General features: G+C 29.8%; 13 protein-coding genes and 1 other RNA gene. 6 read left to right on the top strand and 8 right to left on the bottom strand.

What is annotated here, in order from left to right:
- Positions 1-2: 2 nt before the first annotated feature.
- Positions 3-1,055, bottom strand: coding sequence for an iron ABC transporter permease (locus NNC19_RS09005; protein WP_310938304.1), 1,053 nt, complete (start codon positions 1,053-1,055; stop codon positions 3-5).
- Between the two features lie 292 nt (positions 1,056-1,347).
- On the opposite strand from NNC19_RS09005, the gene NNC19_RS09000 reads away from it, so the two are divergent.
- From NNC19_RS09000 to NNC19_RS08985, 4 genes are read left to right on the top strand one after another with little or no spacing between them, the layout of a single operon-like run.
- A complete protein-coding gene (locus NNC19_RS09000) occupies positions 1,348-2,187 on the top strand; it encodes a Cof-type HAD-IIB family hydrolase (protein ID WP_310938303.1) in 840 nt (279 codons plus the stop codon).
- A gap of 60 nt (positions 2,188-2,247) precedes the next feature.
- Positions 2,248-3,618 (top strand): MATE family efflux transporter, encoded by a 1,371-nt coding sequence (locus tag NNC19_RS08995; protein ID WP_310938302.1) that lies wholly within the window; start codon positions 2,248-2,250, stop codon positions 3,616-3,618.
- 48 nt (positions 3,619-3,666) lie between these two features.
- A complete protein-coding gene (locus NNC19_RS08990; RefSeq protein WP_310938301.1) occupies positions 3,667-4,263 on the top strand; it encodes a maltose acetyltransferase domain-containing protein in 597 nt (198 codons plus the stop codon).
- A gap of 53 nt (positions 4,264-4,316) precedes the next feature.
- Positions 4,317-5,171 (top strand): MurR/RpiR family transcriptional regulator, encoded by an 855-nt coding sequence (locus tag NNC19_RS08985; RefSeq protein ID WP_310938300.1) that lies wholly within the window; start codon positions 4,317-4,319, stop codon positions 5,169-5,171.
- A gap of 617 nt (positions 5,172-5,788) precedes the next feature.
- Here NNC19_RS08985 and ssrA read toward each other — a convergent pair.
- Positions 5,789-6,120, bottom strand: a transfer-messenger RNA (tmRNA) gene (gene ssrA, locus NNC19_RS08980).
- A 442-nt stretch (positions 6,121-6,562) separates the two neighbouring features.
- On the opposite strand from ssrA, the gene NNC19_RS08975 reads away from it, so the two are divergent.
- Positions 6,563-7,861 (top strand): amidase domain-containing protein, encoded by a 1,299-nt coding sequence (locus NNC19_RS08975; protein WP_310938299.1) that lies wholly within the window; start codon positions 6,563-6,565, stop codon positions 7,859-7,861.
- Between the two features lie 160 nt (positions 7,862-8,021).
- On the opposite strand, the gene smpB is transcribed toward NNC19_RS08975, so the two are convergent.
- From smpB to NNC19_RS08955, 4 genes are all read right to left on the bottom strand, one after another.
- Positions 8,022-8,492 carry an SsrA-binding protein SmpB gene (gene smpB, locus NNC19_RS08970; RefSeq protein WP_310938298.1) on the bottom strand — a complete coding sequence of 157 codons (471 nt, stop codon included), beginning with the start codon at positions 8,490-8,492 and terminating at the stop codon, positions 8,022-8,024.
- 41 nt (positions 8,493-8,533) lie between these two features.
- A complete protein-coding gene (gene rnr, locus NNC19_RS08965) occupies positions 8,534-10,759 on the bottom strand; it encodes a ribonuclease R (RefSeq protein WP_310938297.1) in 2,226 nt (741 codons plus the stop codon).
- 156 nt (positions 10,760-10,915) lie between these two features.
- Complete coding sequence (locus tag NNC19_RS08960) at positions 10,916-12,103, bottom strand: PLP-dependent aspartate aminotransferase family protein (RefSeq protein ID WP_310938296.1); 1,188 nt, start codon at positions 12,101-12,103, stop codon at positions 10,916-10,918.
- A gap of 89 nt (positions 12,104-12,192) precedes the next feature.
- A complete protein-coding gene (locus NNC19_RS08955) occupies positions 12,193-12,795 on the bottom strand; it encodes a hypothetical protein (protein WP_310938295.1) in 603 nt (200 codons plus the stop codon).
- A gap of 179 nt (positions 12,796-12,974) precedes the next feature.
- Here NNC19_RS08955 and nagZ point away from each other — a divergent pair, with 179 nt between their 5' ends.
- Entirely contained in the window at positions 12,975-14,207 is a 1,233-nt protein-coding gene (nagZ, locus tag NNC19_RS08950; protein ID WP_310938294.1) for a beta-N-acetylhexosaminidase, read from the top strand.
- A gap of 60 nt (positions 14,208-14,267) precedes the next feature.
- Here the strand turns inward: nagZ and secG are convergent, their stop codons facing one another.
- Positions 14,268-14,501 (bottom strand): preprotein translocase subunit SecG, encoded by a 234-nt coding sequence (gene secG, locus NNC19_RS08945; protein WP_310938293.1) that lies wholly within the window; start codon positions 14,499-14,501, stop codon positions 14,268-14,270.
- Between the two features lie 159 nt (positions 14,502-14,660).
- Positions 14,661-14,780 (bottom strand): hypothetical protein (locus NNC19_RS08940; RefSeq protein ID WP_310938340.1); only part of this gene is annotated, 120 nt, incomplete at its 5' end.

The following is a 14,780-nucleotide window of genomic DNA, read 5'->3' as shown; positions in this document are numbered from 1 at the left end:
TTTTAACTTTCCATCTTCTGTTTAATTAACATCCAAGCAAAAAATGGTGTGCCAATCAATCCGGTTAAAATCCCTAATGGAATCTCTCCTACTGAAATTGTTCTTGCTAAGGTATCGATAATTAGTAAGAAACCTCCACTCATTATTGTAGCAACTGGTAAACATCTCACATTGTTATTTCCAACTACCATTCTCGCAAGATGAGGCATTACAAGACCAATCCATCCAATAGTACCACTAATACATACAGACGATGCAGTCAAAATAGTTGCACATAGTACTGCTAGTCCTTTTTCAATTCTCAAGTTTACGCCAAGTGAACGTGCCTCATTGTCACCTAATGAAAGTATATTTATTCTCCATCTCAAGCAAATAAGAATACTAGCTGCTATAATAATAATTGGAGCAGTTTTTAAAAGACTGCCATATGTAACTTTTGCAATGCTACCTAGTTGCCAGTATGTAATGTCTGCAAGTTGTGTTTCTGGATTTGCTATATATTTGATAAATCCAAGTACAGAAGACATAAATCCACTTACAATGACTCCTGAAAGTACTAACATAATAGTAGAATCTCGTTTCATAATTCTAGGAATTAACATAGTTATAGCTACAGTAACTATACCAAAAATAAACGCTAATATTTGAATTCCATAAATGTTCTGACCTAATAGGATTGCAATAGCTGCGCCTACACATGCTCCACTTGAAACCCCTAAAATATCTGGTGACACTAACGGATTTTTAAAAATACCTTGAAACGTGATCCCTGATAGTGATAAAGCACCTCCAATTAAAATTGCTACAATAATTCGTGGTAACCTTAAGTTAATTATTACATTATAAGTAACATCATCAATTTTAACATCAGGAATAAAACACTTTGGAACTATAACCTCCATCACTTGGGATAATGATATATTATAACGCCCAACACAAAGCGAAATTAAGGATAAAAAAAATACAGTAGTACTAGTTATTATTACTACCGCTCGAAGAGATCTTCTATCAGATACTATTGCATCTTTGCTATATATTTTTCTTTTTTCTTCCATCTTAAGTTAAAACACTCCTCCATTTTATTTGCCTCAAATAATTATTAATCTAATATAAATCATTTCTTATAAATCAATTTAACATATTAATCCATATGTGTCCAGATTATTCCATGATATTCCCCTGATTCTCATATTTTGGAACATAATATATAAATTGATACACTTATTTCATTTATTATTTAATAACTCAATTATTTTTGATAGATATTATTCATTCTTTAATTAATCTATTCATAAAAAAACTCAGTATTAGTATAATCAAATAAAAAAGAAGAAGGAGAAATGATATATGAGTAATATAAGAGTAATTATTATGGATGTAGATGGTACATTAACTAATAATAAAAAAGTAATTACTAAAAAAACTAAAGATGCTTTAATCAAAGCACAAGATAATGGTGCTATCTTAATTCTAGCATCAGGAAGACCTACATCTGGATTAATGGATTTTGCCAGAGAATTAAAAATGGATAAAAATCATGGACTTTTAGTTTCTTTTAATGGAGCTAAGGTTGTTGATTGTGAAACTAATAAAGTTTTATTTAATGAAACTATGAGCGTTGAACAAGGACAAGCAGTTCTTGAGTATATGAAGAAATTTGATGTTAAACCTATGATTGACAAGGGTGACTATATGTATGTTAATGATGTTTTCAACAATCAGATACATTACAATGATACACTTATTAACATAATTCAATATGAATCTCGTGGTGGTAAATTTAAGTTATGTGAAAAAGATGATTTAGCATCTTTTGCAGACTATCCATTAAATAAAATTTTAACTGCTGGCGACCCTGAATATCTACAGGAACATTACAAAGAAATGATGGAACCATTTAAAGACTCTTTAAGTTGTATGTTTACTGCCCCTTTCTACTTTGAATTTACTGCTAAAGGAATTGATAAGGCTAAAGCATTAGATACTATACTAATTCCTATGGGATATAAAAAAGAAGAAATGATTGCTTTTGGCGATGGTCACAATGATGCGTCAATGGTCAAATATGCTGGTATAGGAGTTGCCATGGCTAATGCTGTAGATGATTTAAAAGCTGTAGCTAATGAAATTACTTTATCTAATGAAGAAGATGGTATTGCTTATACTCTAAGTAAATACATCTGGTAAATATGGATATAAGAAAAAATAAAGTTATAATTTCATTGAGATTTTATCTCTTGAAAAGAAATGAAGTGTAAAGTGAATACAGAAAATATTAATAAAAAAGAATTTTATTCTACATTGTTTGCATTGATAATACCAATAGCTTTTCAAAATTTAATGACTTCAGCAGCAAGCTTTGTAGATGTTATGATGCTTGGATATGTGAATCAAGCATCACTTTCTGGAGTATCCTTAGCAAATCAGATACAGTTTATTTTAAACCTTATTTTCGCGGGGTTAACAATAGGTACAACAATGTTAGTATCACAATATTGGGGTAAGGGAGACAAATTAGTTATTAATGAAATACTTGGTATAGCTCTAAAGATATCTATCTGTATAACAACAGTATTCTCAATCAGTTCCTATTTTTTCCCTAAGCTTTTGATGCAAATATTTACCTCTGATATGGAACTTATAGAGATAGGAGCATCTTTTCTTAAAATAATCAGTATATCTTATATTTTTATGAGTATTTCACAAATGTATCTTTGTGTTATGAAAAGCATGGAAAGAATTAAGCTTAGTGTATTTATAAGCTCTCTATCTTTACTATTAAATATTTTTCTTAATGCAGTATTTATATTTGGACTATTTGGGGTACCTAAAATGGGGGTAATTGGTGTTGCAATAGCAACAACCATTGCAAAAGCTGTTGAATTAGCATGTTGTATTCTTGATTCATTTTATTTTAAAACCATAAGTTTAAAACCTTATTACATTTTTAAACACAATCCAGTACTTTTTAAAGATTTTCTCCATTATTCAATGCCAGTGTTAGGAAATGAAATTATTTGGGGAATTGGATTTACAATGTATTCAGTAATTCTTGGGCATCTGGGTGGTGATGTAGTGGCAGCAAATTCTGTAGCTACTGTAGCAAAAAATCTCGCCACTATAGTATGCTATGGTATTGCTAGTGGAGGTGCTATACTTCTTGGTAATGTACTTGGAAAAAATCAGTTAAACCTTGCTAAGGATTATGCATTACGACTATTTAAGGTAAGTCTTATTTCTGGTATAGTTGGAGGAATTATAATAATACTGCTACGACCTTATATCTTAAATATGGTTTCATTATCAGAAACTGCTTATCAGTATCTGAATGATATGCTTTTTATCAGCGCATATTATGTAATTGGAAAAGCTGTTAACACTACAGTTATTAGTGGTATTTTCTGCGCAGGTGGAGATTCACGATTTGGCTTTGTTTGTGATGCAATTGATATGTGGGCTTTTTCAGTTCCATTAGGCTTTTTATGTGCTTTCGTTTTTAAACTTCCTGTTATGATAGTATATTTCATAATTTGTTTAGATGAATTTGTTAAAATGCCATTTGTATATAGACACTATAAAAATTATAAATGGCTAAAGAACATAACTAGAAATTTTTAAATGGTAATAACCAAAATATACCCAATAGTAAAGAGGAGGATTTTTGAGATGAGTCAAAGAGAAAATATAGCTAATGGAAAACTTTTCACCGATATGTGTGAAGGTTTACCAGAAGAGAGATTGAATGCAAAAGAATTAGTATATGAATTTAATCATACACGACCTTCAGATATAGAAAAACGAATCAAGCTAATGAATGAAATGTTCGGATTATTAGGAGAGAATTGTTGGGTAGAACCTCCAATTAATTTATGTTATGGTACCAATGTCTTTATTGGAGATAATTTTTATGCTAATTATAATTTATCTCTTATAGATGATTATAAAATCACTATAGGAAATAATGTATTAATAGCTCCCAATGTAACTATTGCAGTAACAGGGCACCCTGTTCATCCTGAGCTTCGTCAACATGGAGAAATGTATGCATTTCCAGTAACTATTGAAGATTATGTGTGGATTGGAAGTGGTGTAATTATATGTCCTGGAGTAACTATTGGAAAAAATTCAGTTATTGGTGCTGGAAGTGTAGTGACAAAAGATATTCCTGCAAATTCTATAGCAGTGGGAAATCCTTGTAAAGTAATACGTGAAATAAATGATAATGATAAAATTTATTATTATAAAAATCTAAAAGTTGAATAAAATTAACAAAATAAGTTAATAAAATACTGTATAATGTTCATGAGGTGATCTTCATGAACATTTTTAGTAAATTAAATAAATTAACCAACTTAACTGAAAATGAGAAAACTCTAGTCAACTATATGCAAGATAATCCTGAAACTTTTGTGAAAATGAGTGCTCTTGAAATTAGTGAATCATGCTTTATTTCAACCTCAACTATTTATAGACTATGTCAAAAATTAGATTTATCAGGACTATCAGAATTAAAAGTTCAAGTATCTGTATCTATTAACGAATATTTAAAAGAAAAAAGCCCAATAGATTATAACTATCCATTTAAGCAAAATGAAACACAAAATCAAATTGTACTGAAAATGAAGGAATTATATGAACAAACATTAGTATCTTCATTAAATTTAATAGATTTAGAGCAACTAAGATTAATTGCTACTGTTTTAAAAAAGGCACAGCACATTGATTTTTATACATCTGCTGGAAATCTATATTTTGCAGAGAACTTTAAATTTCAAATGCAAGAAATTGGGACCTTTATTAATGTTCCAATAGAAGAGTATCATCAACTCTTAACTGCATCTACTAGCAATGAAAATCATGTTGCCATAATAGCTTCCTTTGAGGGTAGAGGAATAATAATAAAAGATATAGCTAATGTATTAAAAGAAAATAAAACACCAATTATATTAATATCTTCTACAAATGAAAATCCTCTTACTAAATATGCAAACTATCAATTGTATTTAAGTTCAGATGAAAACCACTATAATAAAATTTCATCTTTTTCAACACGATTATCTTTATTGTATATTTTAGATTCTATATACACATGTTATTTTAAATTTGACTATGACAAAAATGTACAATATAAACTTAATGCGTATAAACGATTATCTGAAAAGCAAGTATAGATAGTGAAAGTAAAGGAAAAGAGCTAATCTTATCATTGCTAGGTATAAAGAAATCCCCCTAGAAATGGTAGATATAGCTCTGAAATGTTGAAATTAAAAGAGAAATTTTATTTAGATTTTATGGAAATCTCTAATTAAAATTCATTATTATTTTTGCCCAATTAAGTAAATTCCTATCATACCATATCACTTTACGATTCCTTATAGATATTATTTACTCTATATAAATTGAAAAACTAAATATCAAAATCAAATTTTAGCTGTATCTTTTTGCCTTTAAAACAACAAAAACCCTTGAAATCAAGGGTTTTACATTGTATCACAATCTCGGTGATTATTTGGTGGAGGCGAGGGGTCAGTGGCATCCATTATTACTAATGGTCCTGACTATATCTTATACAAGTATCCTTGTATCTTGGCGTATTATGAAAGCTCAATATAGTTTAACGTCTTTCATCCTAGTATTCCATAACTAAAAGCTTTAGGAACCTATAAGTCGATACGAGGCTGTTAGGTTTCCCTACATACCTCTCGGTATTACCGTCAACGTCACTTGCTACGGTTTCACCGATAAAGCCAAGTTATCACTTATGTATTGCTACATAAGGCGACTCTATTGAATCGAACCCCTGTCCGAAAGCAGACCAGCTTGACTTTCTACGAGCGTAGTCTGTATATTAAATTTCGCTCCTTAGAACCCCTACAGACAGGAGACTAATTCGCTAGCTTCATAAATACCCCTCTAGCTCAAAGCTTTGCTAGGCTTCGTTTCCTACTTAAATGACACCCGTGATCCAAGCCGTAGGCAGCCTGGGCGGATGAGCGGCTATATTAAGCTGCTAATGCAAAATTGTCTTCTGCGTTTATCTTTAATGCATACTTGATTATCGAGGGAACATGCTTACCTCGGCCCGCTTATCAAACCCACCTTACCCCCGTCGAAGCCATAACGCCCCCATGTTTGTAAGAAGAATTCTCAAAACCTTGCTATTCAGTTTTAATTTCTTCAGTAACTAGATTATATATCACTTAATTTTGCATGTCAAATGTTAATGACTTCATTGTTTTCTAATAACTTTAGGGACAATCAAAAAAATAACAAGTCAATCCGCCAGAATATTTCCCATCATCCTGTGTCAGCAGATTGCCCTAATAGCCAGCTATGAGACCAATCTGCTTCCTTGCCTGATGAAAAATATTCATGGCAAATTTGGACTTGTTATTTATTTTCATGTCCCTTAGACTTTACATCTTTTAAATGTAAAAAAATAAAATATTTAATATAAATTTCACCTATAACTACTTTCATCTTCATGATGTGTTTATTACCATCATAAAAATAGCTTAAAATGCTAATACTATCCTTATTCCACGGAAAAGGAGGAAAAAGAATGTCACTTTGGTTTCATGACTTTAAAGCATTCATTAAAGAAAACTATATAACCTTAAAAGTTTTTTTCTTAATCTTTATTTTATTTTACCTACTAACAGGCGCTATTATTTTAGTTTCCAAAGATTATCCCAGAACCACCAGTTATGCTAACAGTTTTAATGCATGCACAAATGCAAAAACCATAAAAGCAGTCAATCCTGATATTGATCCTGCAGAAATTCCTGATGATCAAGAGGCCTTAAAGGCCTCTATTTCCACCTTCTTTAACAAACTCTACTCTACCCGTAATTCTTCTTTCATTACAGGTAATGTAGAAAATCTCTATAATTATTTTATTATGAACACTAATGATGGTAGTTATTCTTTGCACCATGAATTTAAGCGAATTGCATATTTAAGAGATTGGGCTAATGAACGTAATATTACTTTTACTTCAATTACATCTTACCCTAACATTCGATATATTAGAGGTGGTCCTAATACTTTTAATATACGAGTAGATGAAGAATATAAATTTGAATATGTATATAATGATGAACCTGATGTAAAAAATGAATTTGGAGTATCTTTATTTCATATAATTAAGTTAAATAAAAATAACACTTCATATAAAATAGCAAATGATTATTATTTAGATTGTTTTGAAGATGGACTAAAAAGATATTCATTTACTTTAAAAGAAAAAGAGATTCCCATAACAAAAGAATCTACTTATAATATAAATTTAAAAAGAAATGATGTTAAAACTCCTAAAAATAAAAAATTAAATAGAGAAGCTTGCAAAGGATATGCTAATAAATATTGTGGTGTAACATGGGCCAGTAAAAACCCTACCAAATATAACAAAAAATATTTTAACTTCACAGGCTCTGGTGGAAATTGTACAAATTATGTGTCTCAGTGTCTTGGAGATAAAGAAGGTGGTGCTCTTCCTAATGACTCTAGTTGGTACTTTGTAACTCAAAAACAAGAAGGAAGCGTTGCTTGGCTTAATGCTGATGGATTCAAAAATTATATTTTATATAGTGGTAAAGGTAAGGTAGTTAAAAAAGCTGACTTTCCTAATTCTCTAAAACCCCTTAAGGATGGAAGCTTTGTATTTAAAAATCTTTATGTTGGAGATCTTGTTTCTTATGATAAGAAAAATGATATTGATCATAATGCTATAATCACTGGATTTGATTCTAAAGGTTATCCCCTAATAAATTCTCATACTGTAGATAGATATCAAGTTCCATTTGATTTGGGTTGGGGTGATAAGGATATTAACTTTTACTTTATACATGTGGTGGCCTAAAACTAGACAATATATGTAATATGTTGTAAACTATATATTAGAAACGATTATTTAGCCCAACAATTTTTTTATATACAACTTTACATTTCCACCCAAAAATGTAAAAATAAAAAAGAGGATTAAACTTAAGCCCAACTTAGTTTTAACCCTCTTTTTAATTTTAGTATTTACTTCTTTCTTTCATTTCCCTATCAATATCTCTCTTATGAGCCTTTTCAAGCATTGCATCTCTCTTGTCATAATTCTTCTTACCTCTACAAATTCCAAGAGCTACCTTAACCCTTCCATTCTTAAGATATAATGATAATGGTACTAAAGTATATCCATCTCTTTGAACTAATCCAGATAATCTAAATATTTGTTCCTTATGAAGTAGCAGCTTTCTCTCCCTTAAAGGATCTACATTAAATATATTTCCTTGTTCATAAGGGCTTATATGCATGTTTTTAATAAACATTTCACCATTCCATATATCTCCATAACAATCTTTTAAATTACACTTACCATTTCTTATAGATTTAACTTCTGTTCCAACTAAAGCAATACCTGCTTCTATTGTTTCTTCTATAAAATAGTCATGTCTAGCTTTTCTATTTTCAGCTAAAGAATTACTATTTTTCTTTCTAACCATCTTCTCACCCACTTTAGGTATATTTTTTTATATAATCTTAATTATAATATATCATCATTCTTTTCTTCAACTTCTTCTTTTAAATCTTGTTTTACTTCTGGTAACTTTTCTATAAGTTCCTTTGTAGCTTTAATTTCTTGTCTTGTATATTCATCTTCTAGCATCTCAAAGAAAATTTCACGATTTGGAATATCTACTCTGCTACATTTAACCTTAACAGAATCTCCAAGTCTATAAACCTTCTTAGTTCTTTCTCCTATTAAGCAAAGATGAGCTTCATCATAAATATAATAATCATCATCTAAAGCTGTTATATGAACTAAACCTTCTATAGTATTAGGAAGCTCTACAAACATACCAAATGAAGTAACAGAAGAAACTATTCCTTCAAATTCTTCACCAATTCTATCAAGCATATATTCAGCTTTCTTTAAATCATCAACTTCTCTTTCAGCTTGTTGTGCAACTCTTTCAGTTTCTGATGACTGCCTTGCTGCATAATCAACTAAGGTTGTAAGCTTCTTATGTCTTCCTTCATCTATTTTCCCATTTATATGTTCCTTAATAATTCTATGAATTTGTAAATCTGGATATCTTCTAATTGGTGATGTAAAGTGGCAATAATACTTAGCAGCTAACCCAAAGTGCCCTGTACATTCTGGAGAATATCTAGCTTGCATCATACTTCTTAAAAGTAATGTACTTACTACAGTTTCCTCCTTTTTACCATGAACTTTCTCTAAAATCTCTTGAAGATTTCTTGGCTTAATTTCTCCAGTCCATTTAATTATATATCCAAGATTATATATAAATTCTTTGAATTTTTCTAATTTTTCTTCATCTGGATCTTCATGAATTCTATATACAAATGGCATATTGGCCCAATACATAGTTTCAGCTATTGTTTCATTACAAACAAGCATAAACTCTTCTATTATTCTATTTGCAATTTCTCTTTCATAAGGCTTAACATCTATAGGCTTACCAAACTCGTTTAATATAATTTTAGATTCCTCAAAATCAAAATCTATAGCCCCTCTTTTTAACCTCTTATTATTTAAAATATTACAAAGCTCCTCCATTGTTTTAAAGTCATCCACAAGGTCACTATATCTCTTTATAAGTTCTTCATCATTATCCTTTATAATCTTTGTAACATCTGTATATGTCATTCTTTCATTTGTTCTAATTACAGATTCCATTATTTCACTATCAAGAACTTTTCCATTGTTATCTATAACCATAAAACAACTCAAAGCAAGTCTATCCACTTTAGGATTAAGTGAACATATTCCATTAGAAAGTTTTTTAGGAAGCATTGGAATAACTCTATCTATTAGATAAACTGATGTACCTCTATTTAAAGCCTCTTTATCAAGAGGATTCTTTTCTCTTACATAATGTGTAACATCAGCTATATGAACTCCTAATTTATATCTTCCATTATCTAATTTTTCTATAGATACAGCATCATCTAAATCTTTAGCATCCTCTCCATCTATAGTAACCATAGTAACATCTCTAAGGTCAGTTCTTCTCTTATATTCTTTTGGTTCTATCTCTTCTTCAATTCCTTCTGCAAAATTTAATACCTTAGAAGGGAATTCTTCTGGAAGCCCAAACTTCTTTATAATAGTTAGTATATCTAAGCCTTTATCACCTTTTTTACCTAGTACTTCTACTACTATCCCTTCTGGACTTCTTCTTTTTTCTGGCCATTTAGTGATTTCTACAACTACAACATCACCATTTTCTGCTCCATTTTTGTCTTTTTTAGATACAAATATATCTTGACTTATTCTTGTATCTTCTGCTACAACAAATCCAAAATTTCTACTATCTTCATACACTCCAATTATCTTAGAGTTTCCTCTTTCAATAACTTGGACTACTTCTCCTTCTCTCTTCTTTCCATTTTTATCTTCCCTTGTAACTTGAACAAGTATTCTATCTCCATTCATAGCTCCATTCATAGAAGATCCTGGTATAAATACATCCTTTTCTCCTTCTTTTTCAGGAATAAGGAATCCGAATCCTTTTGCATGTGCTTGAAGTTTTCCTGTGACAAGTCCTAATCTTTCTGGTAAAGCAAATTTATCATTCTTAGTTCTAATAATAATTCCTTCCTTTTCCATAGTTCTTAAGACCTTTTTAAAGGCTTTATATTCATCTTTATTTATATCAAATACTGCTACTAACTCTTGGATATCCATAGGTCTATATGCTTCTTCTCTCATGAATTCCAACAAAGCTTTTTTTATTCCCATTAATTTACCTCCTACTAAAATATATATCTATATTTTAGCCAATCTTTCCTTTTCTTACTCTTAAGTATATATTACCATAATTAAAGACTTTAATGCTTTTTTATTAGGAAAATTAAGAAAAAAGTAGACTTCATCTAGAAATCTACTTTTTTCTTATTATAATCCAACTTTTTCAAGAGCTTGTCTTATGTCATTAATAAGATCTTCTGCATCTTCAATACCTACACTAAGTCTAAAGAATCCATTATGAAATTCCTTTGGATATAAATATTGTCTTTCATCATCTTCTCCTAAAAATACTATCAAGCTTTCATCATGTCCTAAAGAAACAGCTGATGTTATCACCTTTAGATGACTTACAAATTTATTATGAGTATCATGATTAGCCTTCAATCCAAAAGAAAGAACTCCTGAAAATCCACTCATTTGCTTCTTAGCAATTTCATATCCCTTATGACTTTCAAGTCCTGGATATGCTACAAACTTTACAGAATCTAAACTTTCTAAGTATCTAGCTATTTTCAAAGCATTTTCATTATGCTGTCTCATTCTTAGTGGCAATGTAACTGTACCTCTCATTATTAGCCAAGCGTTGAAAGGACTTATTGTCCCTCCAAGGTTAATCATTGCATCTGCTCTGATTTTATCAATTATCTCCTTAGGCCCAATTACTGCTCCTCCCATTGCATCTCCATGTCCATTTATATATTTAGTTAAACTCTCTATAACCAAATCTGCACCTAATTCAATTGGTCTTTGGTTATATGGTGATGCAAAAGTGTTATCAACTGAAAGAAAAACATTGTTTTTATGAGCTATTTCTGCGATAGCTTTTATATCTGAAATCTTTAAAGTTGGATTTCCTGGTGTCTCTATATGTATTAGCTTTGTATTTGGTCTAATAGATCTTCTTATAGCTTCAATATCACCAGTATTTACAATTGTTGTTTCAACTTTATACTTATTATTTAAAAGTTCATTTAGTAATCTATATACTGCAATATAAGTAACATCTGAAAAAATCACATGATCTCCTGCATTTAACAATGTGAAAAACACACTAGACAATGCTGCTACTCCACTTGCAAGCGTAACACAATCTTCTCCATTTTCTAACGAAGCCAATTTTTCTTGTAAGTATTGTTGATTTGATCCTCCATTTCTTGTATAAAGAGCCTTTCCAGCACTACTCCAATTTAAATCTGTTGGATCATAAGGCAGTTCATAACTATTTGCCATAGTAATTGGTCTTTTTATTGCCCCAGTATCTTTATCAACATCGTTGCCAGTATGTACTGCACGTGTTAAAAATCCATATTCTCTTCCATAACTTCTCTCTGTCATAAATAATGCCCCCTTTTATATAATTATATTATTCGTAAAAGATTAGTATGTATTCTTTTAATTGATTATATTCTTGCTAGATATTATTGTCAATTAGTCCTATTATTTATTTTTGTCACAAAGTAATATATTATGGCTGTAATAAATGAAAATATACTATTTATAATCAAGTCTAACATTGTATCTTCAAACCCATTATCAAGCATGTCTGTTTTTAATAATAAATCTCCAAAATACTCAAAAACTTCCCATAAAGTTCCTGAAGCAATTGAAAGAGAAAATGCAAATATAGCAATTAAAATAGCAAATCGTTTCTTAGTTGCATCAAACTCTTTTGAAAATACACCTTTAACCAAATATACTCCTATAATAACTGTATAAGCACCAAATGTACCATGAAGAAATAAATCCCACCACCAAATCATCTCATAAAACTTCATTATTTCTCCAAAATAAAGTGAAAATGTAATGAACCAAACTGCTAATATTTGAAAATTGAAAGGTAATAATATTTTTCTTCTATTAGCCCACTTAGTTAAAATGAAAGGTATTGGTATACATGCAATGGCTAAGCATGTTTGAGCTAACTCTTTCCATTGACTTAAAATAATATCAATAATTCCTGTGTATATTAGTATTACTTCAAACAATATTGCTATAACAATGGCTGCTTTGCTTTCTCTATTATGCATAAATATCTACTCCTCTTAATTAATAATCAAAACTAATATTCCTACTTATAGCCTTTCCTACAATATGTTAAAATATTAAACTTAACACCACTTATTCACTCCAGATTTACAAGTTGATTTTTTATATTTCTTTTCTTCTAATAGATAAACAGTTATAATATACGAAAGGAGGTGGCTTTTTGCATAAAAAAATCGTATATTTTGTCACATTAATAACATTCTTAGTTACACTTAGTGGTTGTAATAATAAAAGCTATGAAGAAAATAACAACTCTACTAACTCTGAATCTACTGAAACACCTGAAGTTAAACCAGATCCCATAAAAGAGCAAATTAGTAAAATGACTATAGATGAAAAAATAGGTCAAATGATTATAGTTGGACTTGATGGTTATTCAATGGATGATAATGCAAAAAAAATGATTGAAAATTATCATGTAGGTGGTTTCATATTGTTTTCTAAGAATGTAAAAGATTCTGCTCAAGTAGTCTCTTTAACTAATTCTTTAAAGCAAACCAACTCTGCAAATAAAATTCCTCTCTTTGTATCAGTTGATGAGGAAGGAGGCAGAGTTAGTAGAATGCCTAGTTCTTTCAAAAAACTTCCAACAAATAAAGTAATAGGTACTAAAAATAATTCTGAATTATCTTATAAAGTTGGTGAATTACTTGGAGATGAAGTTAAATCATTAGGATATAATGTTGATTTTGCTCCAGTACTTGATATAAATAGTAATCCCAAAAATCCTGTTATAGGTGATAGATCATTTGGTTCAACTCCAGAAATTGTAACGAAGTTAGGTATTCAAACAATGAAAGGAATTCAATCCAAAAATGTTATTCCTGCTGTTAAGCACTTTCCTGGACATGGAGATACATCTGTAGATTCACATAAAGGATTGCCTACAGTTAATAATGATTTAAATAGGTTAAATAGTTTTGAACTAATTCCTTTTCAAGAAGCTATAAAAGAATCTACTGATATGATAATGGTAGCTCACATTCTACTACCAAAAATAGATGCAAAATATCCTGCCTCTATGTCAAAAACAATTATTACAGATACTCTAAGAGGACAACTAAAGTATGATGGTGTAGTAATAACTGATGATATGACCATGGGTGCTATATCAAAAGGATATAAAATTGAAGATGCTGTTGTAACATCTGTGAATGCTGGAAGTGATATAGTTTTGGTTTGTTATGAAAATAATACTCAAATTGCAGCTATAAATTCATTAAAGAAAGCTGTAGAAACTGGAGTTATTAAAACTGAGACAATAGATAAGAGTGTTTATAGAATTTTAAAGTTAAAAAATAAATATAATCTTCAAGATACTTCTATTAATAATCCTGATGTTACTAAAATAAATAATTCCATTGATAGTGTTTTAAAGACATATAATAAATAAAAAACTTTATTTAATGGCAAAAAAATAAACAGCTACATATACAGCTGTTATTTTTTTATCTTATTTTACCAAATGTAAACTTATTGCAACTACTGCAAATAGGAACATTGATATCATTGTTAATCTTTCAAGCTTTACTTCTTTTGTTCTAGATTTGTTTCTTGAATAAAATGTTTCGTTATTGCTTCCTTGTACTAATCCGCTTAACGCATCAGATTTACTTGGTTGTGCTAATACTGCTATGATTACTACTAAACCTAAAATTACTTCTAAAGCTAAAAGTGCAGTTCTCATTTGAACACCTCCGAATTTCTATAATTCCCTTACATAATTAATTAATGTTAGCATAACATATTTTGTATTTTTTTTCAAGAATAATTCCTTTATCCATGAAAAATTTACAATATACATTAAAAAGTGCCTTAGAAATAAAATTCCTTGGCACTTTTGATGTTATTTTATATTAAAGAAAGTTTTTCTTCCTCTATATTCCGCTACACCTTCTAATTCTTCTTCTATTCTTATTAATTGATTATACTTAGCAACTCTTTCACTTCTTGCTGGAGCTCCTGT

Origin of the sequence: Clostridium sp. SHJSY1, from assembly GCF_031626875.1 — a bacterium.
In the GTDB taxonomy this organism is placed as follows: domain Bacteria; phylum Bacillota; class Clostridia; order Clostridiales; family Clostridiaceae; genus Clostridium.
Note: the sequence above shows the minus strand (reverse complement) of the source record. Positions and strands in the feature narration are given on the sequence as shown.